This is a genomic window from Verrucomicrobiota bacterium, from assembly GCA_019247695.1.
Classification (GTDB): domain Bacteria; phylum Verrucomicrobiota; class Verrucomicrobiia; order Chthoniobacterales; family JAFAMB01; genus JAFBAP01.
The window spans coordinates 106,245-129,739 of record JAFBAP010000084.1 but is presented as its reverse complement, the minus strand read 5'-3'; the positions used below and the strand labels follow the sequence as shown (position 1 = coordinate 129,739).

23 protein-coding genes are annotated in these 23,495 nt (G+C 59.9%); 5 read left to right on the top strand and 18 right to left on the bottom strand.

Annotated features, from left to right (window positions below; translation table 11 throughout):
* Window positions 1-33 precede the first annotated feature (33 nt).
* Window positions 34-1,023 carry a metallophosphoesterase gene (locus JO015_09320; GenBank protein MBV9999301.1) on the top strand — a complete coding sequence of 330 codons (990 nt, stop codon included), beginning with the start codon at window positions 34-36 and terminating at the stop codon, window positions 1,021-1,023.
* A 147-nt stretch (window positions 1,024-1,170) separates the two neighbouring features.
* On the opposite strand, the gene JO015_09315 is transcribed toward JO015_09320, so the two are convergent.
* From JO015_09315 to JO015_09305, 3 genes are all read right to left on the bottom strand, one after another.
* Window positions 1,171-1,668, bottom strand: coding sequence for a hypothetical protein (locus JO015_09315; GenBank protein ID MBV9999300.1), 498 nt, complete (start codon window positions 1,666-1,668; stop codon window positions 1,171-1,173).
* Window positions 1,669-1,733: 65 nt separating this feature from the next.
* Window positions 1,734-2,108: a hypothetical protein gene (locus JO015_09310; GenBank protein ID MBV9999299.1), complete on the bottom strand. Its 375-nt coding sequence runs from the start codon at window positions 2,106-2,108 to the stop codon at window positions 1,734-1,736.
* A gap of 213 nt (window positions 2,109-2,321) precedes the next feature.
* Complete coding sequence (locus tag JO015_09305) at window positions 2,322-2,768, bottom strand: SRPBCC family protein (GenBank protein MBV9999298.1); 447 nt, start codon at window positions 2,766-2,768, stop codon at window positions 2,322-2,324.
* 126 nt (window positions 2,769-2,894) lie between these two features.
* Between JO015_09305 and JO015_09300 the strand changes: the two genes are divergently transcribed.
* From JO015_09300 to JO015_09290, 3 genes are all read left to right on the top strand, one after another.
* Window positions 2,895-3,305 (top strand): hypothetical protein, encoded by a 411-nt coding sequence (locus JO015_09300; protein ID MBV9999297.1) that lies wholly within the window; start codon window positions 2,895-2,897, stop codon window positions 3,303-3,305.
* A gap of 235 nt (window positions 3,306-3,540) precedes the next feature.
* Window positions 3,541-3,684 (top strand): hypothetical protein, encoded by a 144-nt coding sequence (locus JO015_09295; GenBank protein MBV9999296.1) that lies wholly within the window; start codon window positions 3,541-3,543, stop codon window positions 3,682-3,684.
* Between the two features lie 394 nt (window positions 3,685-4,078).
* Entirely contained in the window at window positions 4,079-4,552 is a 474-nt protein-coding gene (locus tag JO015_09290; GenBank protein MBV9999295.1) for an SRPBCC family protein, read from the top strand.
* Between the two features lie 94 nt (window positions 4,553-4,646).
* Here the strand turns inward: JO015_09290 and JO015_09285 are convergent, their stop codons facing one another.
* The 14 genes from JO015_09285 to malE all read right to left on the bottom strand — a co-directional run bounded on the left by JO015_09285 (window position 4,647) and on the right by malE (window position 21,542).
* The gene (locus tag JO015_09285) at window positions 4,647-5,141 is read right to left on the bottom strand and encodes an SRPBCC domain-containing protein (protein ID MBV9999294.1); all 495 of its coding nucleotides are present in this window, start codon (window positions 5,139-5,141) and stop codon (window positions 4,647-4,649) included.
* Entirely contained in the window at window positions 5,119-5,514 is a 396-nt protein-coding gene (locus JO015_09280; GenBank protein ID MBV9999293.1) for a helix-turn-helix transcriptional regulator, read from the bottom strand. Before JO015_09280 ends, JO015_09285 begins: the two co-directional genes overlap by 23 nt.
* 229 nt (window positions 5,515-5,743) lie before the next feature.
* Window positions 5,744-6,634 carry a DUF4352 domain-containing protein gene (locus JO015_09275; protein MBV9999292.1) on the bottom strand — a complete coding sequence of 297 codons (891 nt, stop codon included), beginning with the start codon at window positions 6,632-6,634 and terminating at the stop codon, window positions 5,744-5,746.
* A gap of 490 nt (window positions 6,635-7,124) precedes the next feature.
* Window positions 7,125-8,006, bottom strand: a complete 882-nt coding sequence (locus JO015_09270) for a polysaccharide deacetylase family protein (protein ID MBV9999291.1) — start codon at window positions 8,004-8,006, stop codon at window positions 7,125-7,127.
* 79 nt (window positions 8,007-8,085) lie between these two features.
* Window positions 8,086-9,384, bottom strand: a complete 1,299-nt coding sequence (locus JO015_09265; GenBank protein MBV9999290.1) for a glycosyltransferase family 4 protein — start codon at window positions 9,382-9,384, stop codon at window positions 8,086-8,088.
* Window positions 9,385-10,223: 839 nt separating this feature from the next.
* Window positions 10,224-11,525, bottom strand: coding sequence for an L-fuconate dehydratase (locus tag JO015_09260; GenBank protein MBV9999289.1), 1,302 nt, complete (start codon window positions 11,523-11,525; stop codon window positions 10,224-10,226).
* Between the two features lie 41 nt (window positions 11,526-11,566).
* Window positions 11,567-12,403 (bottom strand): ABC transporter permease, encoded by an 837-nt coding sequence (locus JO015_09255; protein ID MBV9999288.1) that lies wholly within the window; start codon window positions 12,401-12,403, stop codon window positions 11,567-11,569.
* A gap of 113 nt (window positions 12,404-12,516) precedes the next feature.
* Complete coding sequence (locus JO015_09250; GenBank protein ID MBV9999287.1) at window positions 12,517-13,500, bottom strand: ABC transporter permease; 984 nt, start codon at window positions 13,498-13,500, stop codon at window positions 12,517-12,519.
* Window positions 13,501-13,502: 2 nt separating this feature from the next.
* Window positions 13,503-14,972, bottom strand: a complete 1,470-nt coding sequence (locus tag JO015_09245) for a sugar ABC transporter ATP-binding protein (GenBank protein MBV9999286.1) — start codon at window positions 14,970-14,972, stop codon at window positions 13,503-13,505.
* A gap of 62 nt (window positions 14,973-15,034) precedes the next feature.
* On the bottom strand, window positions 15,035-16,060 hold the full coding sequence (locus JO015_09240; protein ID MBV9999285.1) for an ABC transporter substrate-binding protein: 1,026 nt from the start codon (window positions 16,058-16,060) through the stop codon (window positions 15,035-15,037).
* A gap of 423 nt (window positions 16,061-16,483) precedes the next feature.
* Window positions 16,484-17,296 carry an aldo/keto reductase gene (locus JO015_09235; GenBank protein MBV9999284.1) on the bottom strand — a complete coding sequence of 271 codons (813 nt, stop codon included), beginning with the start codon at window positions 17,294-17,296 and terminating at the stop codon, window positions 16,484-16,486.
* Window positions 17,297-17,684: 388 nt separating this feature from the next.
* Window positions 17,685-18,716, bottom strand: coding sequence for a maltose ABC transporter permease MalG (malG, locus tag JO015_09230; GenBank protein MBV9999283.1), 1,032 nt, complete (start codon window positions 18,714-18,716; stop codon window positions 17,685-17,687).
* Entirely contained in the window at window positions 18,713-20,254 is a 1,542-nt protein-coding gene (gene malF, locus JO015_09225) for a maltose ABC transporter permease MalF (GenBank protein MBV9999282.1), read from the bottom strand. Before malF ends, malG begins: the two co-directional genes overlap by 4 nt.
* 94 nt (window positions 20,255-20,348) lie before the next feature.
* Window positions 20,349-21,542: a maltose/maltodextrin ABC transporter substrate-binding protein MalE gene (malE, locus tag JO015_09220; GenBank protein MBV9999281.1), complete on the bottom strand. Its 1,194-nt coding sequence runs from the start codon at window positions 21,540-21,542 to the stop codon at window positions 20,349-20,351.
* Window positions 21,543-21,836: 294 nt separating this feature from the next.
* Here malE and JO015_09215 point away from each other — a divergent pair, with 294 nt between their 5' ends.
* Window positions 21,837-22,172, top strand: a complete 336-nt coding sequence (locus JO015_09215) for a hypothetical protein (protein MBV9999280.1) — start codon at window positions 21,837-21,839, stop codon at window positions 22,170-22,172.
* Window positions 22,173-22,308: 136 nt separating this feature from the next.
* Here JO015_09215 and JO015_09210 read toward each other — a convergent pair whose 3' ends face one another.
* Window positions 22,309-23,409 carry a fatty acid desaturase gene (locus tag JO015_09210; GenBank protein MBV9999279.1) on the bottom strand — a complete coding sequence of 367 codons (1,101 nt, stop codon included), beginning with the start codon at window positions 23,407-23,409 and terminating at the stop codon, window positions 22,309-22,311.
* Window positions 23,410-23,495: the final 86 nt, after the last annotated feature.

The window sequence follows — 23,495 nt, the reverse complement described above, 5'->3', positions numbered from 1 at the left end:
TCCGATTATCGCCCGCGAAGTCATACTACACCCATGAGCAGTCCCACTAAAATCTTTCGAGTTTCACGTCGCGGTTTTCTCGTCCGTACGGCCCTGATCGCCGGCGGAATGGCATCCGGCCTCAGAGGTTCGGGTGCGCAAACCGCGACGCCAGGCGGCGCGCCGGCGCTGCGCGTCCTGTTCGCCACCGATGCGCACCTGATGGTGGACGACGCCCTGCGCTCCGAGCAAGGGTTGGCAGCCTGCCTTGAAGCGGTCAGGGAACTCAGGCCGGAACCGGATTTTATCCTTTTCGGCGGGGACCTCACCCACGAAACCCCAGAACTGGATTTTCCGTCGGCGGAACGTCTGCTGGATCGTTTTCTGACGCTCTGGCGCGCGCACACCGATCTGCCGACGTTTTTCGCTTTCGGCAACCACGACTTGGCGGGCACGAAAAACCGGGCCCTCGATCGTGAGGATCCGAGGTTCGGCAAAGGGCTGTTTCGGTCGCGCCTCGGCCTGGAACGCCTCTCCTATGCCTTCGAAAAGGGAGGATGGCGATTCATCATCGTGGACGACGTCACCCCTGAGCCGGATGGTTCCTACATAGGTGCGTTTGGAGCCCAGGAGCTCTCGTTTCTGCGCAGTGAACTGGAGGCGCATCCGCAGGCGCCGACGGTTATCTGCACCCACATTCCTCCCGTATCGGTTCTACCCAGCCTGAGCATCACCGGCGCCGTCGAGGTGGTGGGTACACGGTTAGAAACACCGGCCTCCCTGGTTCTGGCCAACGCCCGGGAGCTGCACCGCGTCCTGGTCGAGACAAAGGCGGACGTGAAGCTCGTTCTGGCGGGTCACTTGCATCACCTGGAGGAAATCCAAGTTGACGGCGTCCGGTACCTGACGGGCGGCGCCATTTGCGGTAACTGGTGGAAAGGAAGCCAGAACGGTTGTCCCGAAGGCTTTACGGTCCTCGACCTCTACCCGGACGGGACCGCGCGGGCCGAGTACCGGAGCTACAACTGGAAGGCGGCCGGATAGAGACGGTGGCGCGTGCCGCGGGCGAGCAGTGTCCGCCCCCGATTAGCGGACACTGCGGAAACGACGCCTGACGGCAACACACGGCCATCGCCAGCGCGATGGCGCTATACCGGTCCAAAACGCAGACTTACCCGCGGCGTTTCCAGCTTACCCTCGCCGGCCGCTGAAGAGTTTCGAAGCGGCCATCGCCAGGACACCCATAAGTACCGGGTGCCCCATGGCCTTCAGGAACCAAGGTTGATCCTGAACCGTCTGGCGCATGACGTCCGGGTGCTCCCGGCGCACATAGTCCATCAGCCGCGCGGCGTCCTGCGCGCTCATCTGGCTGGGATCGGTTGTGCCGAGACCGAGTTGGCTGGCGACGTTTCCTTGACGGCCACCCAGCGCGCCGAGCAGGCCTCCAAGCAATCCCTGGCGTTGCTGCGGCGCAGCCTGGTTATACGCATTCTGTGCGGCCTGCTGAAACTGGTCATCCGGCAACTTGCCGAGGTATTCCGTCGCGCTCTGGTGGTAGGTTTGGCTATCGAAAGATTGGTCGTCGGGATTGTTAGAGACAAATCGATCGTGATATTGCTGCGCTTGCTGATCATCGATCGTGCCTTCGCCGCCGAAGCGGCTCATGAAATCATCAACAGTTCCTGGCATAATGGTAAGAAGTGGTAAGAGGGGGATTATCGATCAAAATTGAACCGAAACCGCCCGTTTAGCGTTTAACGGGCGGGCGTGTAAGTCATGTCGCGGGTACGCGCATTAAGTCGGGCGGTGCCGATCGTGCGCGGCGGGTTGGAAGGGGTATAGGCGAGCACGGTTAAATCCTGGCCGGGAAAGGCGCGCGCCATCTGGGTAAGGACGGAACGCATCAGGGCCGGGATCTTATCCAGTTCGACGCTGCGATTGAGGATCAACCCTAGCTCGTTTTGTTGGTTGAACACCGCGCGCTCGATCGTCTGGTGTTGCGGATCTGCCGCACGCAGACGCCGCAAAAATGCCGCCTGACGTTGTTTGAGGTCCCCCGGGAGGCCAAAAAGGTTCGCACGGAAGTGATGAGGGTTGCCGGCCGTGGCGGTGACCCGCGGCAGAAGCATTGCGTCGCATGCATTTATCCCCAGCAGAGATAGGCATCCGGACGCCAAAATGCGTAAGCAAGGTGAGAAATCCATTCCTGAAAGGATTCGCCGCCGAAGCAAACGCCGGGTGCCTGCAAGCGCTCGTCGTCCATAAAAATCGGACTGGCGGCTACGGCGCCCACGCAAGGGTGGGACGCCGGCCCGCCGGCGGAGGCGCTGCTCCGGAAACGCTCAGATAGTACGCCGGTAAGCACCGGTTTCCTGTCCGCGTTGCTCGATGAATTCTTTGAAGCGTTTGAGGTCGCCTTCCACGCGACGGCCTGCCGCCCCGAGAGCGTCACCGACCTTTTCGACGGCACCCTCCGGCTCATAATTCAGCTCCAGAGTGACGCGCGTTTTATTCGCGTCCACACGCTCGAAGGAAACCGTCCCGGAATTCTCGGTACCTTCCACGCTGCGCCATGAGATCCGCTGGTCGGGTTCCTGGCTGATGATGTCAGCCTGCCATTCTTTTACATGGCCACCAATTTTGGCGCGCCAAAACAGCTTTTTATCCGTAATCTGGCGCACTTCTTCCACCCCTTCCATAAATTTGGGAAACTCTTCAAACTGCGTCCATTGGTTGTACACGGTTTGAAGCGGGGCATTGACTTCGATGCTTTTCGAGATGTGTCCCATGTTAAGAGTACGTGCCTGTGCGAGTGAGCGGACGCCAACAGAATGCAGCCTGCATTGGGCTGCAACGTGCAAAGAGTTATGGCAGCGGCAGGCCAATGAGCTAAGCGTAACCAGCGGAGAAACTCCATGCCGTCGAGGTACATTTGGACATTCACAGGCATTCCCCCGAAATGCAAACTGCAGAAGTGGCAGAAGGATCGGTGGGTAGCAGAAGCCGGGAAGTTTATCGCCGAGTTTTACCGGCCTACGTTCGTCCAACCGCCGCCAAAGGGTTACCCGTTCAACTACGTTGTCGATTTCCGAGCGGCCTTTAGCGGATCGTACCTGCGATTTTACGCAAAGTTCGCCTGCCCCGGTCCGAACGCCCTTTCGCCATTTTTCGAGCACGCGTTTGCCCGGCTCGGATATTTCGACCAGGACCGCTGGAGCCTCTGGGCACGCCGGCATAACGACCAGTGGATTTGCATCGAGCCGCGACCGCAGCCATTCACCGAGTGCGTTCAGTCAATGCGCGAGAATCCCTGGTTCCACTTCTAAACACTATCGCGACCGAAGAGTTCACACGGTCACACGGCGGCCGCAGCCGGTGTGGCGGGCACAACGTAAGAGTTCACACGGCGAACACGGCGAGCCACAGCGGCCACGGCGGGGAAATGGGAAAAGAGTTCGGAGTTCGGTCACACGGGGCCATCATCCGCCGCGCACTCCCGGGCGGTGTCGTGCCGGAACACAGTGACATCGATTGGCAGCGGAGTTCGAACCGGCGGCCCGAATGGACCTTTTCCGGGTCGCCGCTCTTGAGCGGCAATTATGCGAACTCCTCGGCGCTCCGGTCGACCTGGTTCCGGAGCCCATCGAGAAGCGCCCTTTACAGGTTACGATTGACCGGGAGCGCCGGCGTGCCTTCCAGACCTGATCCGGCCTCCGGCACCGCTTGCCCGGTCTCAAACGGCATGTGAGGCAGGGACTGGCACCTCTCGGAGCGAGTGCGACATCGACATCTTGAAGGCGCCGTTTGGCCCAAGAGGAACTTTCACCTTTGCGATCGTGAAAGGACCCAGACGAGGAATGCGGTGATGCAGGAGACGGCCAGCACGGTCATCAGGACAATTGGAAGTTCGAACATAAGTACTTGCTCCGGACAAATGAACCGTTTCGGAGAAACGACACTCAAAATCTGTGCGGAGTCAACAATGATCCACCGCTCGCCACAAGCAACGACGGGGCGACTCCCGTGGCGGGACGGGCGCAAGGTGGTTCCGGTGCGCCCCGTGCGCCCAATCCCCCGCCCTCGTCCGTAACCCTCGCATATGCCCATCCACGTGCTGCACCGTAAACAGGCGCTCGCCATTACCCGCGACGAGGCATGGCAATTTTTCTCCGATCCGCGCAACCTCGCCCGGATCACGCCGCCGAAGCTCGGTTTCCAAATCGTGACGCCGGACTTGCCGGAGCGCATCTACGCGGGGCTGATGATCCAATACCGGGTGCGCCCGTTGTTGGGCATTCCGATGGTCTGGCTGACGGAAATCACGCACGTCACTGAGGGCCACTACTTCTCGGACGAGCAGCGGATCGGACCGTATGCGCTCTGGCACCACGAGCATTGGTTCCGCGACGCCGGTCCCGGCAGCGTCGAACTGGAGGACCGCGTCACGTACAAGCTGCCTTGCGGACGGCTAAGCGAACCCGCGCACGCCCTGGTGGTCCGAAGGCAGCTCAATGAGATTTTCAATTACCGGACGCTCGCAGTTAAGAAGTGGTTTCCATCGAAGGGTGCATAGCCCGACATCCGGGTTCAAGCCGTTCAAGGTTCATCATACCCAAACAAGCCAGGTGCTTTCCCGTCTTCGAGAACCGCCGCTTTGCTCCCTCCAGCTAGGATGCGGACCTGGTCTGGAGATTTGCGACGTGCTCCGCGAGGCGTTCCAGGCATTCGGTCCAGCCGCCCTGATGGCCATCGCGCGCTTCGACCGACCTGAATGGTCCCTGTTCGAACGTCAGCCGGGTCTTTCCGTTTTCTTCCGCGAACCGCACGGTCACGATGGTCTCAGGGCTCAGCGTACCGTCGTCTTCTTCCCAGGCATGGGTAAAGACCAGCAGTTCATCCCGGACGATTTCCCGGTAAGTTCCGCGGAGGCGGTACTCGGTTCCGTCGGGGGCGCGCAGACAGGATCGCCAGGGACCGCCCGGTCGCAAGTCGCCCTCTGACCAGGGGATGGTGAACCCGCGCGGTGCGCACCATTGATCAAGATGTTCTTTGGTCGTCCATGCTTCAAAAACGAGGCTTCGCGGCGCGTCAAAGACGCGCGTGAGCACGAGAACCCGGTCGTCACGTTGCTGAGTGGGGTTATTTTCTTCCTTTGCGGTCATACTGGTGTGTCGGTTTGCGTGCTGGTGGTTTTGGTGGTGAGCTTTTTTCCTTTGCTTGCAATTCCCGCAGGTAGTTATCCAGGCGGTCGAGGCCCTCTTCCCAGAAGCGCCGGTAACGTTCGAGCCAGTCCACGGCTTCCTTGAGCGGTTCAGCCTCGAGCCGGCAGGGGCGCGACTGGGCCTCTCGTCCGCGTGCGATGAGGCCGCTGCGCTCCAGCACTTTGAGGTGCTTGGAAATGGCCGGAAGACTCATTTCGAAAGGGGCAGCGAGTTCCTTTACCGAGGTTTTACCTGCGGCGAGCCGCGCAAGGATGGCACGCCGGGTGGGATCGGCCAGGGCGGCGAAGGTGTGGCTGAGGCGATCGTGGGGCATGGGGTATTAAACCAAATGGTTAATTAACCGTCCGGTTATATTGAGCACCGCGACGTTCGCTTGTCAAGCGCGGCCGTAACGCACCGCCAACCCGAGAAACGCCCTGACCGGCCGGTCGGCGGTCCATCGGTACGGGAGGATTCACCCGAGGCGCCGTCCGCCGTGGGGGCCGGTTTTGCTGGACGATGTGCTCGGCCGCGGCGGGCTTCGGCCCGGCAGTGAGCAACTCCTAGGGCAGGTAGACGGTGGCTTCGTGAGTGCCCAAAAGGTCCCGCTCGAACAAGAGCAGCTTTAACGGGGGCGCCAGGGAGGCAGCCGGGACCTCGAAGGCAGCAGCCAACATTTTCGTGGCAGCCGGCTGAATTTCTGTCAGCAGCAGGTCGCCCTTGGTGAGCTCCGTCCGCGGGACTGCGGCGCCTTGGCTGCAGGCTGCATAGAGTGCGCCGTTGGCGTCTTGAAGTTTGAAACCATCGATCGAGAAGACGCGGGGCTTGACGGAGTCGTTGCGGACCGAGAAGGTTACAACGAAGTACTCATCGCCCGGGTTGGCGCTCACGGGACTGAACCGGCCCTCGTCGAGCGTCGCGGTAGTCTGGTGACCGGTGACGGTGTAAGTGTATGGCCCGAGGCGAAAGGCCTTGCCGAGCGCATAAACAGGGTCTTGAAGTGGGGTAACCTTCATAGCGGCCGGCGTGCCAACCGTGGTGGCAGCTGCGCCGTCACCGCGGTGAAACGCTTGTAAGACGCCGAATCCGGCCACTCCCAGTCCGGCGATGTTCAGCAGGACGACGCCCAGCGCGATCCGCCGCCAGCGGTTCTTGCGACCGGGGACCACCGGGGCTGGGTTGGAAGCTTCAATCGACGGGCTGGAACCATCCCCTTGCATCCGCCGCTGAGCGCGGAAAGACTCCTCACTGATGATGCCACGCTCCCGAAACACGCCTATCTGAGCCAACCGCTTCTCTTTAGGATCCTGTTTGGCGGACAGTTTGTCCTCGCCGGTCCCATTCGCATCGACGGGCAGGGGTTGGCCGGCACTGACCAGTTCACTGAACCGGCTTACCTCGCCAATCCGGATGAATCGTTTCGATCGCCCCGTTGTGCCGTCCCCAGCTTCCATGGCGTTCTTACCGTGCCTGTGCTTGGACGTACCTTCCTGGCCCTCGGATTCGGCCGGCGGTGCACTGGGATGGAAAAATCGGGAACAACATTACAATGCTTATAGCGCGCTCAGGCGGAGAGGCCGCCCCAGGTTAAACTTACCGTAATAGGTCTTTTACGGAAGTGCTCGATGATCGGCAACCGTCGTTTGCCGTTCAGCTGATGCTAATGTCCGGCAGAATCCGAAAACTATGAGGCTTCTAAACTTCTCAGAGTTGAGAAATCCTGTTGACCCGGCGGGCGTTATTTTGCTAACCGACCCGTCGGCCATCTCCGGATAAAACGTCAACGAAGGAACGCGGGACCGATTGCGATAGGCGACGGGGAATTCCCCACCCGCCCATCGAGACAAGCGCAAGCTGCGTAACGCGACAGCGATCGCCGCACACGTCGACGGCGGGAGCCGTCTGATTTATGAATCGGCTGCGGAGCGCCCCGTTTTTGGGTATTTACCAGTCGACGTTTCGCCGGCGACGTCCCTGATTCATCCACCCCTTGAGCCACCGGAAGGCATGCTGCGCAGAACCCACCCAGTCGTAGGCGCCTTCCAACTTCGCTCTCAACAGCTGTTTATCGTCGCACGAGTTAATCGGCAGGCGTCTTAGGGAAAAAAGATCATCATTTATCTTCGATCGACCTACCATCGTAGTGACGCAAGTTCGGTAACGCCGTTCGCTCAACAGAGCCCTGATCGCCGCGGCAAAACGCCGGTCTTCTTGCGGGAAGGCATACGGGTACGCGAAGCTTGTGATTTCCTCTCCCAGTTCCTGCTCAAGGGATTGTTTTGATGCGGTCAACTCGCGCCCGATCTCACGCAACGGCAAACCATAAAGGACCGGATGAGTCAAGGTATGCGATCCGAACTGAATCCCGTGCGCGCGCATTTCGCGCACCTCATTCCAGGTTAGGCATGCCTTGCCTCTCCATCTTTTTCTGTGACTGCTAACAAATGCCGTCGGCAGGTACATGGTCGCACCATAACCCCGCTTCTGGAGCGTAGGCCAGGCGGTCGTATAAAAGTCGCTTAGCCCATCGTCAAACGTTATCGCGACGGGGCGCCTGCCCTGCGTATTTTCCTGTGGGTGTGCCAGCAAACCTTCCAGCGCCACGCCCACGTACCCCAGTTCAGCCAACCAATCCATTTGTTGCGCAAAGCAGCGCGGACTGGTCGCCAGGCGGTAATACGCAAGGATCCCGTCCTCGAGATCATCGGAGATACTGTGATACATCAAGATCGGTAAAGGGCGGCCCATGGTGCGCGCCAAATCCGCTCGCTGCAAGGGATGAGCCAAGCGTAGCGTCAGCCATCGATCAAGGCGCACGGTACGCATTGCCCAAGTTTAGATGGTTAGAAGGATGCATCGACGGCGACGATCTCGGGGTAGTCGGAGATGTGCGCTGTGAGTATCGCTATCTCTCGTTAGTCATCGCGGTTGAAATTGAACTTTGCCGGGAACTCGCGGCTGCGACTGCGCGAGGCGGGGTTAGACTCGCCCCGGCCGGGGATCGAAGGACCAATCGATCGCGCAGGGTGTTGCGTTCGCAAAGCGCATCGACGAGCGTAAGATATTCAGCCTTGCGGCTAGCCCAGCTATTGCGCACCGCATACTCGGATGCCCGGTGGATCATTCCGCACCGCGAATCGAAATCGCTCAAAACGGCATACATCGCTTCGCTCAAAGCGTTGACGTTTCCTGGCTCAAAGAATCGTACGACCGAGTCATTGAAATAGTAGCGGTCAACCTTTGTGCCCGCCACCACCAAAGGCACGCCTACGGACATGAATTCCATGATCTTCGTGCTATACGCTTCATTACCGAAGGAATCCGCGCGCTTGGGTACAATACCCAGGTCGGCCTTGGCCATCACCGCAGCGATCTCGCGGAGGCTCACCGGCTCAAAAAAGCGAACGGAGTTTTGCAAATCGAGGCGGTTTACTAACTCCACGAGTTGAGCCTTCATAATACCGTCTCCGTAGATGTGAAATTCCGCCTCTGGAATTCGCGAACGAAAGTTCGCAAATGCGCGAATGGCGATATCCAGTCCCTGATGCCACTGAAGGCCGCCGGGAAACAACACCACGGGATTCTTGAGGTTACCGCGTCCGTAGGTTGGTCGAGTTCGGAAGATGGCAGCGTCCACGTGATTGATAACGACCGAGCATTTTTCCTTTTCTGCGGACCTCGCAATGAATTTCTCCAGCCACAAATGATTGGAGAGAATGACGTAATCAGCAAACGCCGCTGAAGCCTTTTCCACCAGTTTCAGCCACTGTACCAGCGTAGAATCGCTGGACAACGCGAACTTGCTTGCAAAGAACTCGGGCACGATATCGTGAATATCCAGAATGAGTTTGGCGCCCGTGAGCTTTGGATACCACCCTGCAAAGACGATGAAGTCGGGAAGGTTGTGCAAGTGCAGCAAGTCATACCGTTGGCGCTGGTGGCGGCGCATGACCCACCACGAAGATACCGCCAAAAAGCGAAATAGCGGCCACAGGAACGATGAACCCGACTGCTCTCGTTTCCCAAGCCGATCTTGGATCCTGAACACTTTGACCCCGCAAACGACCTCTTCCTTCGCCGTCTCCGGACTGCGGCGCAGCGCAAGCACCTCCACCGTATCCCCCCGTTGCACCAATGATTCTGCGTAGCGAATCACGCGGTTGTCGCTTTCGTAGTAGGAGTACGTAACCATGCAAATGCGCATCGGCCGACCCTGGTTTGCTGGGGATGGGTCCACTAACCCAAGGAACGACCTGGCTTTAGCCCTTAAGCCAGACCAGAACCGGCTGTGACACTGTGCAATGGCGTGCGGAAGGAGGTCCGTGAAGAAGTTACGGCTTCGATCGATTCTTTGATTCATTGGACTCCAGAACTTCCCAGTGCCCCGGAAACCTTTGGTCCGGAGGCGACGTTTGGTGCCGGCAGTCTAAATGACGCTGCAGATCAGCGCACACCATCTTCTTAGCACAACGTCTTCCTAGAGTCCACTGCCAACCAGGTAGTTGTACGGTTTGAATCTCGGAAGGGAGCCTGTATTGCGCCGGTAGGAATCGGCGTCTTCATCCGCTCTTCTTTGTGAGTATCGTTTCTCAGAGATGACGCGTCCATTCTCTGTCGCCCGTTGTTGTGCGCGCCTGAAGCCTGTTGCCCAAAATTCCTGCTACACCGGTTTTCAAGTTTGTTGAGCTATTTTTGTCCCGGCGATCCCTCCGGGGCAACGACAGCTCAACCGTCCTGAGAACAGGTGTAAGTAGCCGGGCGAAGATTCGTTCGCATAACTGGTGCCGGGACCCGCATATTCAGAACGTTGTTCTCGATCGCATGCGCACGAACTTTTGACCATTCACCTACCCACCGCTCAGAAATTGAAAGATTCATTCCCTCTTTCCGCATGAGTTGGGAAAAGCAGTTTGATCCACACCGAGACTCCAGGCGAAGTTGCAGCGCGAGTTAGTTAGGTCCATTGACTACAAATTCCCGCGGGTGCCGACAAAGCGGGGATCGATCTCCAGAGCAAAATACAACCGAGTACCAATGCGCCGACTACCTCCAGGCGGGTCCGGCAGGAAACTCGAATTGCTCAAGCGTTTCGGGCCGCATGGTGACGCTGTAGCCGGCGTTCTGTGGTGGCATGTAACGCCCCTTGCTGATGACGACCGGATCAAAGAAATGCTCGTGCAGGTGATCGACGTATTCGAGCACGCGATTCTGGAGCGACGCCGACACGCAAATGTAGTCGAAGATGGAGACGTGCTGGGCGTATTCGCAGAGGCCGACGCCGCCGGCGTGCGGGCAAACCGGCACGCCGAACTTCGCCGCCATCAACAACACGACGATGACCTCGTTCAGGCCGCCGAGGCGTGCATTGTCGATCTGACAAAAGTCAATGGCTTCCGCCTGGAGCAGTTGCTTGAACATCACCCGGTTATGGCATTGCTCGCCGGTCGCCACACCAATCGGCGCGATCTGTTTACGAATGGCGGCGTGGCCCAGGATGTCATCCGGGCTGGTGGGCTCTTCGATCCACCACGGTTTAAATTCCGCAAGCCGGCCCATGCTGCTGACGGCTTGATCGATATTCCAGACCTGGTTGGCGTCCATCATGAGCTTCCGTTCCCAGCCGATCTCTTCACGCAGGATGCGGGCGCGCCTGATATCGGCTTCGATGTCACCGCCGACCTTCTGTTTGAAATGCGTCCAACCCGCCGCCACCCCTTCCCGCGCCAAGTGGCGCATCTTGTCGTCAGAATAACCAAGCCAGCCCGCGGCGGTGGTGTAGGCAGGGTAACCCCGGGTCTCCATTTCACGTTCGCGTTCGGATTTGGCCGCCGCGTTGCGCTCGAGCATCGCGAGGGCTTCACCAGGCGTCAGCGCATCGGTGACATAAGTAAAATCCAGGCAGCGCACCAATTCCTGCGGGCTCAGGTCAACCAAGAGTTTCCACACCGGTTTGCCCGCCGCCTTCGCCCACAAATCCCATAAACCATTGATGATGGCGGCAGTTGCGAGGTGAATGGCGCCCTTTTCCGGACCGATCCAACGCAGTTGGCTGTCGCCCGCGGTGAGGTGACGCCAGAACGCGCCCATATCAGCCACGATCTCCTCCAGCGTCGCGCCGACAACGAGGGGGGCGAGCAGTCTCGCGGCCCCTACGCAGATTTCGTTTCCGCGGCCGATTGTGAAGGTCAATCCGTGGCCGGAATAGCCCTGCGGCGCATCGGTATAGAGGATGACGTAGGCTGCGGAATAATCGGGGGCAGGGTTCATCGCGTCAGATCCCTGGAGGGTGCGCGAGGTTGGAAAACGAATGTCGTGGGCGGTCAGGTGGGTGATCTTTATGGGCATGTTGATTCGCAAGGGTCGCGCCGTTCCGGAGGACTGAGTTTTCACCTCAGCGGCTTCTGGCCGCCGGCGATGACGATCACGGCGATGATGACGAATCCGGTGACCAGCAGACGTATGCCGGCGCTTACACCGAAAGTATTAAGCATGGTGAGCAGGAGCACCAGGAAGAGGGCCGCCCCCCATAACCCGGGCACATTGGCCTTGCCCCCGCTAACCGAAGTTCCGCCGATCACGACGCACGCGATCGAGGCGAGCAGGTATTCGTCGCCGATCTCCAGCGACGATCCCCTGAAATAGCCGGCCAGCAGTGCTCCGCAGATCCCGCCGAGCGCTCCGCTCAGGACATAAGTTGCGCACCGGACCCGTTCAACCGCGATTCCGGCGAGCCAGGCGGCACGCGGGTTCTGCCCGATGGCGAGGACCGACCGGCCGTAGATCGTCCGGTGCAACAGGATTCCGGCCCCGACGGTGAAGATGACCGTGCCGATTGCCATCAAGGGCATTCCTGCGAGTTGAGCAGTAGTAATCGCGGCAAAACCGGGTGGCGGCTTGATCTGCAAGCCGCGACCGTACGCAATACCGGCAGACTGGACGATAAAGCTCGCCGAAAGGGTCGCGATGATGGGGGGGATTCGCAACAGCCGGATCAGAAGGTAGTTGGCGATGCCGATGCTAAAGCCGGAGCCAAGCGCCGCGAGCAGACCGGCGGCAATCATCGAATCGGAGCCATGCATCACCTTCATGGCAACCGCGCTCGCCAGCCCGATATTAGCCGGCAACGACAAATCGACGTTACCCGGTCCGAGGGTGATGACGAACATTTGAGCGACGCCGGTGATTACGCAGAAGACGGCAAGTGCGAGCGCTGCCGTGATCATGCCGCCGGCCCCATAACCGCGCGTGAAGGCGATGGCCGCAAGCCAAACCAGCAAGGCACCCAGGTAGGACCAGATCCATGGCCGCGCCAGAAAGTTGCCGTTTCCCCTTAACTTCACGGCGCCCTCCCGCCGGTCTGGTTGATGAGGGCGCGTGCGGCGAGGACGATGATCAGGATCGCGCCCTGTGCGCCGACCTGCCAATCGGGCGAGATCCGCATGAAGTTGAGGAGTGAACCGGCGAGCGTCAGCGTCAGGGCGCCGATGACCGCACCGATCGGCGACGTGTGCCCGCCGACGAACTCGCCGCCGCCCAGGATAACGCCCGCGATCGAAAGCAGGGTGTAACCTTTGCCGATGTTGGCGTCGGCCGACGTGGTCAGGCCGATCAACGCCAGTCCGGAGAGGACCCCGAATACGCCGGCCAGCGCGAACATGATGACCTTGATCTTCAGCAACGACCATCCGGCCCGGCCGATCGCGTTCGGGTTGCCGCCGGAGCCGCGCAGGATCGCCCCGTACGAACCTCGCATCAGCCCGGCGTGAACAACGACCCCGATCACGATGGCTGCCACGATGGGAAACGGCACATACGGGGTACGGAAATTCATCAAGTCATGCAGCCAGACGGGCGCCTTGCCGCCGGGCTTGGGCAGGACCAGGATGGCCAGGCCTTGCCAGACGAAAAACATGCCGAGCGTTACCACGATCGACGGAACGTTTCGCAGGTGGATCACTGCGCCGAGGAACGCATACACGGCGACGCCCCCGAGAAGGACGGCAACGCCAAGGAGCGGCGCGTCGCGGAGCCACGTCGCGGTGACGCAGCCCACGAAGCTGACGAACGTCCCGATCGAAAGATCAAGGTCGTTCACGGTGATGACGAACATCTGGGCGATGGTGGCGAGCGCCACCGGAATGCCCAGGTTGAGCATCAGGTTAAGCCCGAAATAGCTGACTGCACGCGGGTTAAGTTTGCCGATGGCGAGGATGACGAGCGCGAGTGAAAGGCCCGGCAGGGCCGCCCGCAGAAACCGGCGCGGCACCCGGAAACGGCTGGAAGTGACCCGTGGGGCACGTGGGGCGGCAACGGAAGCCATGATCAGGTGACCTCCTGGAAGGAGGATTGGATGACGCGCTCCTCGCTAAGTTCGTTACGATGCAGGTCCGCAATGATCCGGCCACTGCGGAACACATAGACGTGGTCACAATTCTTCAGTTCATCCGCTTCACTGGTGTACCAGAGGAATGTGCGGCCGGCCTCCGCCTCGGCGCGGATAAGGTCGTAAACCTCGAGCTTGGTGCCGATATCGACGCCGCGCATGGGGTCGTCCATGAGCACGATCTTCGCTTCGGAACCGAGCGCCCGGGCAAACAACGCCTTCTGTTGGTTCCCGCCGGAGAGCGACAAGATGTTGTTACGCAGGTCGGGGGTACGAATTTTGATGCGCTTCTGCCAGCGCTCGGCAAAGCCTTCCTCAAGCCGGGAAGAGATCAGCAGGCCCTTGCGCAGCGCCGCGATCGAACGAATGCCGATATTTTCAGCAATCGACCAGAGCGGAAAGACCCCGTCGGTCTGCCGGTCACCGGCGATGAGCGCCACGGGCGCGGTCACCTCGGCGCCGGGTAAACGACGAGACGCGCCGCTGAATATGCGTATCAACAACTCGGTCTGGCCATGCCCGGCAAGACCGGCGAGCCCGATAATCTCGCCCTCGTGGGCGACGAGTTCCCTGCCGTCGCGCTGGGTCGCCGGCCGTGCGCGGACTCGCACCGGGGTCGTGCGCCGCAGGCTGGCGGCGGCCTCCTCCGGCCGCGCCGGGCCGGCCGCAGCCCCGCCCATGGCGATCACTAAACTGTCGCGGTTGAAACCGGATGCGCGTCCGGAAGTGACGACCGCGCCGTCACGCATCACCACGATCCGGTCGGAATAATCGAGGATTTCGCGCAGGAGATGCGAGATCAGGATGCAGCTCACGCCGCTCGCCACCACCCGCCGCACGTAGGCAAGCAGTTGCCCGGCGGTATGGCTGTCGAGCGACGAGGTCGGTTCGTCCAGGATGACGAGGTGCAGCGGAGCCTTGGTGACCGTGAACGCGCGCGCCACTTCGACCATCTGGCGTTTGCCGATCGGCATCTCGCCGACGAGCGCATCGGGAGCGATGCCGTGGCCTGGAAACATCTCGTCAAGTTTGCCGCGAATGAGGTTGCCGGCTCGTCTGCGCCAGCCCCAACCGGTGATGCCGGGGTGAAAGACCCGCGCGTTCTCAGCCACGCTCAAGTTGGGGCAAAGCGATAATTCCTGAAATACGCACCGGATACCCAGCTTTTGCGCCATGACCACCGTATACCCTTGGCGCGCCTCACCCCGGACGATGATCTGCCCACGGTCGGGCGTGAGCGTACCGGCCAGGACGTGCATGAGCGTCGATTTGCCGGCCCCGTTATGGCCCACGAGCCCGACGCACTCGCCGTTGTCGACGGAGAAATCAACCTGCGCAAGCGCTCGCACGGCGCCGAAGTGCTTTTCGACGCCGTCCAACCTGACGATGTTCGTGGTTACCGGAGGCATGAGACACGGGAACTAATTCAACCGGGCTCCAAGGACGCCGCTGGGCGACGGGGCAGGCGCCGTCACTTACTCGCGCTCGCGTCCGCCGTCTTGTCGGCCGTCTTGTTCGTGTTGGATTCGATCGCCTTTTTGGCCTCCTCTACTGTGTATTCGTGGCTGGCAACGCCCCCGGCCGGAATGTTGGCCAGGGCGGCCTCGAAGTTATCCTGATCAAAGGCGAGGTAAGGCACGACCAGGTCATGCGGAATGTCCTTGCGTCCGTCAAGGATCTGCTGCGCGATCCAGAATGCGAGCGTCGAGACGCCGGGTGCAATGGAGGCCGACCACGTCGTGTAGCCGTTCTTCTGCTTCTGATCCTTCCACCATTCGAGTTCATCCTGACGATTGCCCATGATGATGATCGGCAGCCTGCGCTTGGCTGCGGTGAAGGCCTGCGCGGCCCCGTACCCGTCACCGCCCTGGTCGACCACGCCGACGATTTCAGCGAGGGAGGGCAGGACGGTCGCTACGGCCTTCTGCGCAGTGGTCTGGTCCCAGTCGCCCTCGACGCTGCTGACGATCTTGAATTCCGGGTGCTTGCGGACGCCTTCCGCGATCCCGCTGTGGATCGCGTCGTCGATCGACGTGCCGGCAAGGCCACGTATCTCCAGGAGGTTGCCGCCTTTCGGGAGCCATTTCGCAAGGTGTTCAACTTCCTGGGTGCCGTAGTCTTTGAAGTCGACGACCACGCGCCAGGCGCACGGCTCGGTGACGATTCCATCGAAAGAGACAACCACGATGCCGGCGTCGCACGCCTGCTTGATGGCGCCGTTCAAGGCGTCCGGTGAGGACGCGTTAATAACGATTGCGTTATAGCCTTGAAGGATCAGGTTCTGGATCTGCGCCGCCTGGGTCGGCACTTCCTTGTCGGCCGTAGTAAACACGTCGGCAGCGGCTACGATCCCGTCAGCAACCGCTTTTTTGGTCACGATGTCATAGCTCTTCAACATGGCTTGCCGCCAGGAATTGCCGGCATAGTTGTTGGAGAACGCGATGCGCATCTTCTTGGTGTCTGCGTGCGCGGCACCGATCAAGGCGATGCCCGTCATAACCGCCAGCAACGCCTTGCCGCGGGTACTTTTCTTAATCATGTCTAATCTCACCGGGTGGATGGTTGGCTAACTGTTTGTAACGTAACCGGTCGAAGCAGACGCGTGGCACCGGCTCCCCCCCCGGGGCGCTCGTGGCGGGAGTCGCCACGCTGCCGGTCTTGCTCATGAAAGCCAACTTGGAATCCTGGGGGGAGCCACCCTCGACTACCAGGAGTGCTTCGAGCGCGGCATCAAGCGACCATATTACGTCGAAAAATCGCTTAAGCAACCTTTTGCGCTTCCTGCATCCCCTTGACCTACCGGAGGCCCGGAATCGTCATGCCCACGCCAGAATCCAGTCTCGAACCGGTCTGAATAGGGACAATATAGCATCCTCAAGGCAGACGAGCAGGCCTGGGCGGCTGCGGCGAGCGCTCCACGTCAGATCCGTCCGCTCAGTCGGGAAACGTAGGCCCTTTCATCCGGCCCGAACCAGGGGGGGCTCCCCGCGCCTGCATTTTCGTCCATGCGACCGGGGTTCAAGGTTGCAGGGATCGCCACGTGACACCTGGGGTCACTCAGAATCCATTTGAGCAATGCCTGCGGCCAGGACCTCACGCCGAAAGCGGCTAAGGGTTTGAGGTCGGTCTCGGGCGGAACCCGTCGCATCAGGGCACCCTCACCGAAGGGCCGCATGACCACCACACCCAGCCCGAGCTCGGCCGCCAAGGGGAGGATTGTTGACTCCACCTCGCGCTGCACCGGATTGTAGGGAATCTGGACGGCAGTGATGCGCCCGGTCCGCATCACGCCGGCGAGGTCACCGAATGCGCCCGCGCTGTAATGCGTTGCCCCGATGGCAGCGACTTGCCCTGACTCTTTCAGTTTTTCCAAGACCGGCAGGTGATCGCGCCAACTCACCAGATTATGGATTTGGTAGAGATCGATGCGTCCGCCAAAAAACAGCATAGCCCGCTTGATCTGCGCGCGGCCTTCCGCGGGTGAGCCCGCCCAGACCTTTGTGGCCACGATGGCCGCGTCTCTTCGCCCCTCAAGTGCCCTCCCCAACACACGTTCCGCTTCCCCGTACATCGGAGACGAATCAAAAAAGTTTGCCCGGACCGCCAACGCGTGGTCGACCACCGCGCAGGCATTAGATTCCGGTGCGGAGCCGCGCACGTTGAAGGTTCGCCAGGTACCCATGCCGACCACCGGCACTTCAAGTCCGGAATTACCTAGTAGCCGTTTCTCCATGGATCCAGGAGTGCAACCGGAGAGCAGGCCGGCAATTCAACGCGTACGATGAATGATCGCGCCCAACCTGCGAGCCGGCCGCGAGAAAGGGGTCCTGTATGATCATCATGCCAAGCGATCCCGGGCCGGGGAATGGAGCTATACCATGTAGACGGTTATTCGGGCGGAATTCCGGCGGAGGGGGTGCTGCCGGACGCTCCGCGCCCCTACCACGGTTTCAGGCCCAACGGGCCGTGAGAACTTAGCGGAAACCCAGGGTTTACCCTAGGAAACTGCCCTTTCGGGGCTGAAATCCCGCCGGAATTCGACCAAGACAACGGTCTAAATGGTAGTAGAAGACGTTGCGTTCTTTCGGGATGTTTCTTGATGCCGCTTGGAAAGGCCCCGTTCATTCCTTGGCGCCGCCGGACGTTAAACCGCCGACGATAAACTTCTGGCACAGCAGGAACATCACGGTGATAGGCAGGCCGCTCAGGACAGCCAGAGCCGAAAACCGGCCCCAGAGCTTTTCGTGCTCCGCCAGGAAGGAATTGGCCCCGACTGCCAAGGTCCAGTTACTGCGCGCCTGCAGGACGATCGAGGCCACGGGGTATTCCGACATGAACGCGATAAATGACAGGATAAAGACCACCGCAAAAATGGGCAGACTCATCGGCAGCAGGATCCGCATGAACGTCTGAAACTGAGAGGCGCCATCGATACGAGCCGATTCCTCCATGCTTTCCGGGATCGTCTCGAAGTAGCCTTTGATCATCCAGATATAACCTGAAATGCCACCGAGGTAGACCAGGATCAGACCCGGTTGGGTGTTGAGGCCCAGCCACCGGACGTATTGACCCAGGAAATCGAGGATGGAATAAATGGCGACCAACGCGAGCACCATGGGAAACATTTGCAGGATCAGCAAGGAACTTAAGGTGACCGACTTGAATTTGAATTTAAGCCGGGCGAAGGCGTAAGCCGCCGTTCCCGACAGCAGAATGATGGCGGCAGACGCGATCGACGACACTTTGATGGAGTTCCAGAACCAGAGTAGCGGCGGGGTTTCGGCCTGGACCACGTGGGTTTCGCCGGTAGCCGGATTGGCAATTTCCTGATAAGGGATGCCCAGGACGTACTTCCAATGTTCCAGGCTGACCTTGTCGGGGAACAATCCGCTCGGGGCGTAATTGCCGCGGCGGAAGGAAGCTGAAACCACCATGATGTAGGGCACGAGGACCAGCACCAGCAAGCTGATCAGGATCACGTGGGAAACCACGTGCCGGATTATGGATTTCTGTTCCGGTTTGAGCTTTCCGCGCGCGGCGGTTGGTGCGGGAACAGCTGATGCTTCCCCTGCTCCGGCCGGTTCTTGCAGTTGGGGTGCAACCGGTTCCCGGTTTGCAGCCGGCGTTTGCGGTTCGGGAGTGATCCTTTTCATATTTTCACCTGGCGTCGGGTCATCCTGAGGTTCACCCAGGCCAGAGCCCCGACCAGGATGAAGAGGAGGGTGGCGATTGCGGCGGCCAAGCCGTAGTTCGTGCCGGAATCGCGGAAGGCAATATTGTAGGTGTAAGTTACTAGCAGGTCGGTTTCTCCTGCCGACCCGCCGACCATTTGGGGCCCCCCGGCGGTCAGCAGGTAGATCAGGTTGAAGTTGTTAAAATTGAACGCGAACGTGGAGATCAGGATAGGGATCATCGGCGGCAACACCAGGGGCAGCGTCAGCTTGAAAAAGTCGATCCTCGGGTTGCTACCATCAATGGCGCTCGCTTCGTAAATGCCTGACGGGATGGACTGCAGCATGCCGGTGCAGATCAGCATCATGTACGGGTAGCCGAGCCAAAGGTTCACCAGCAGAATCATAGCCCGGGCGCCCCATGGATTGGTCTCCCACGCCGGTGCGAAGCCGAAAATTCCCCGGAGCAATTCATTGATCGCGCCAAATTCCTGGTTGAACAACCCTTTCAGGATCAGGATCGAGAGAACGCCCGGGACCGCGTAGGGCAGGATAAAAAGGGTCCGGTAAACTTTCCGGAACCGGAGGTCTTTCTGTTCGAGAATGACCGCCAGCAGCATGCCGGTGACAAACGTCAGGAAGGCCGACATCGCCGAAAACGCCAGGGTCCAAAGAAAGATCCTGACAAACGGGGCAGCGATTCGGGGATCGGTGAAAATGCGGGTGTAATTTTCAAACCCGCTGAACGTCCGGAAGCCGACGCCGACCCTTTCACCCTTGTCATTGACGAAGAAACCCTGTTTGAAATCGGGGCGGATGACGGTTCCATCCTTTTGGTTGGTGAGCGAATTATCCGGGTTTTGCTTCCAAAGCCGTTCTCGCGCGGTGAAATTGGTCAGCCCGCCCATGCCGATGAGCGTGTCGTCGGGCAGGACAAAGGTCCGTTTTCGCAGGGGCGGCAGCAACTTCGCACGGTTGATTTGCACCATCGTCAGCGGTTTGCCCTGAGCCTGGGCGCCGGCCGGCAAAGGATTGAGCCTTACAGGTTCGGGCTCGGGTTCGGCTTTGGGACCGGTCACGAGGTCGAACGATTCCGAGGCAAAGCGGCGTCCAGGATCTTTATCGTCTTCCAGGTACAACGCGTAGGTACCGTCGTCCTGAGTGTACAAACGGTACTTGTACGAGACGGCGTTCGGCAGCGTATACGTTTCGTTGCGGAACAACGCAGCGCTGCGGTCGAAAAGGAGCAGATTCTGCGAGCTGTATTTGGTAAACCCGATGTAAATCGTGTAAACGAGGGGCAAAAGAACGAAGAGGCCAAAGCCGATGAAGCCCGGGAACAGGTACCTGAACGTGGTAGCGGAGGGGTTCAGGTAAATGAATACGCCCAGGCAGGCGACCACGAGCGCGACGACGGCAATCAGGACGTTCCCGGTTCGGTAGAGAACGAAGGCCAGGTAGAGCCCGGCCAGGGCCAGCAGCCCGGTGAGGATGTAGCGGATCGGCAAGCCCGTCTTCACGATAACGTTTCCATCGGTTTCATTTAAGCTCGCGACTTCATAAAGGAGTGGCTGCGCCCTGGGCTGATGCTCATCGACTCAGCTGGCTCAAGGTCTACCGGGCGAGAGAATCGGCCAGGTTTTTCTTGGCGTCCCTCAACGCCACCTCGGGAGTGGCCCCGCCGTTGGTAGCGATCTCGAAGGCGGCCTGCATCGCACTCCAGAACTTACCCATCTGCGGGATGTTCGGCATCACGACGCCGTTTTGGCAGTTCTCGTACGTGATCTTGATGAAAGGATCTTTGGCCGCCATGGCATCCGCCAGGGATTTCACCGCCGGAACCCCGAGCGGCGCGTCGGCATCAATGGCTTTCAGGCCCTCCGCGGTGCAGACGTATTTTTCCAGAAACTGAACCGCCAGGTCAGTGTTCGGACTCGACCGGTTGACCATGGCCGAGAAAACGCCGACGAATGGCCGGCCCGGGTTCCCGCCCACCCCGGGCACGGGCGCGACGTTGAAGTCTACGCCGCTCTTGCGGAGGTCGGCCCAGCACCACGGCCCATTGATCATGAGGGCCAGCTCACCGGTTCCCATTTTCTGCTCCATGATGGACTGCGTCGATCCCTTCGGCATGATACCGCCCTTGATCAGATCAACGATGGCTTGCAGCCCTTGCAGAGCGGCAGGGGTATCAACCCCGGTGTCCTTGACGTCGTAGCCGCCCGAAATTTTCTTGAACGGATAAGCTCCGGCGCTGGCCAGGAACGGCCAGCTGAAGTAAGGGGTATCGTAGTCCCACATCATCGCGATCACCTTCGGATACTTGGCCTTAAGCTCTTTGTTGAAATCGGCGAGCGCCGAGAGCTGGGCCGGCGGATTCCCCGTGACGTACTTTTTATTGTAGATCAAGGAAACTGCCTCAAGGGCAACCGGGTAACCCCAGATTTGGCTTTTGTGAGTGACCGCGTCCCAGGACATCGGGACGAAGCTCGCCTTGAAATCGTCCTTTACCTCCAAAGGCCGGATCAGACCCGCGTCAGCCCATTCACCGATCCGGTCGTGCGCCCAGAAAAAGATGTCGGGACCTTTACCGCTCTGGGCAGCCGACTGAAACTTATTGGTGATGTCCTCCTGGGTCTCCACCTTGACGGAGGCCCCGATGTCGTTTTCGAACTTTTTACCGAGCTCACCTAAAGCGTGATACCCGCGGTTATCGCTGATCCAGACGAGCAATTCGCCGTCGGTCCAGGCAAAAGCCTGAACCGCCGACAAGAACACCAAGAGTGCACTGAGAATTTTTTTGCGCATGGCGGGGGGTCGGAATGTTGAGGTGGAGGAAAACCGGCAGACACCAAAGATAACCAGTTCCGGGGACAGCGGCAAGGCGGACCAGCACATACCCCGCAGGCCGCGGGCGCCAAAAAGGTCGATCACGGCGTTCCGGCCAGGAGCGGACGGGCCCGGTCCTCGATAAATCGAGCTTGCCTTGAAGGGTTCGTTTTGACGTGCGCCGGCGCCGGGGAAGTTTGGAAATGCCTGGACTTTCGAGCCGAAAATGGAAAATTCGCTCGTTGCCGCGCCCCCGTGTTCAACCGAATTACCATGCGCCACATCTTAGACACTGAGGAACACGTTCAAATTCCGCCGATGATGTATTCCGATCCGTTTTACCGGATCACCTACCTGATCAAAGAGGAGATCCGGAAGTACAAATGGATCGAAGGAGAAAAAGGGCGCAAGCTCTCCTGGGAAGAGGCTCGCCGCGAGTGGACGGATTTGCACCGCCAGCAATTCGAAAATTTCCTGATCGACACCCTGTCCGTTGCGGATGCTGACCAAGAGGTGACGGGCATGGACGAACGGCCCCAGGAGGAGCGGCGTAACCTGCCTGGGATGGCCGCAAAGTTATCGCAGTTACCGCACCAGGGCGGCGGATAATCGTTTCGTTGTCAGCGGGACAAATGGACCGCCGGCACGAGCTTTTACCTGCCTACGATCAGCCGTCCCTCCGGAACAAAGGCCAATCCCGGCCTGCCGCTCTTAACCAACTGGCTGAGCAGTTCAACAGCCTTTTTCAGGCGCCCCCGCGGGAGTAGGTGCCCCGGAAAGCGGCCGTCGCGATCCGGATCTCACGCCGCAGGTCTGCAATCCGCAAGGAAACCGCGGCAGCCCCTTCAACTTTGGACTGCTCCCGCCAGCGTTGAGCCGCAGCCTGGAGCCGGTGGTAAGCACCGGAAAGTTGCGTGGCCGCACCCTTACTCAGCTCGGGATGGGTGAGTCGTTCCTGGAGGCGCTTCTGAGCTTCAGCCAACTCCGCCAAGGCGATCTTTTCCTCGGGTACCCGGCGCAACTTGCGAGCCAATCCGAATCTCGACAACATCCAGATGAGCCATTTGGTGGGATCAAACTGCCAAGGTTTCACCCCGTTGCGGTAGTCGTGTTGAAATTCGTGGTGGTAGTTGTGGTAGCCCTCGCCAAGCGTTACGAGGGCCATCACCCAGGAGTCACGCGCGCTGCAGCGCGAGGAATATGGGCGTGTACCGAGGTAATGGCATAGCGAATTGATGCAGAACGTGCAGTGCTGAAGCGCCACCACGCGCGCCACGCCCCCGATCAGAAATCCGCCCAGCGCTGAAACCCAGCCGCCCCATGCAAATCCAAGAACGGCGGGGAAGACGAAGCCGACCGACGCAGCGATCCAATGGATGTGACGATGCTGCCAGCGCACCAGGGGATCCTTTTGTAAATCAGCCACATTGTCGAATGGCGGGGGTGGATCCAGCTTGAACAGGAGCCAGCCGATGTGGGCGTGAAAAAGACCTTTGGAAATGCAATAGGGGTCCTGCTCGTCGTCATCGACGTGCTTGTGGTGGCTGCGGTGCTCGCAGGCCCACAGCAACGCCGAGTTCTCAAAGGCGGCTGCCCCAAAGATGAGGGTGAAGAACCGCACGGCCCAGTGGGCTTGGAAAGCCAGGTGGGAAAAGAGCCGGTGGTATCCGAGCGTGATGGAAAAGCCGCACGCCAAGAACATCGCGAAGAAAAGTGCGATCTGGAACCCGTCGATGCCGAACCGCCAGATATAGGCGGGTACAGCGGTCAGCGAGAGCAGCAGTGTGCCGATCAGGAACGAACTGATGAGCCAATTAACCCGGTGAAAAGGGATGCGTGGAAACATGAGGTGGTGTGGAGATCGACCGCGACCGGAGACAACGTCACTCTCACTCAGGGCGCCCGATGAAATCCGGTGACTGTGCATCCCTT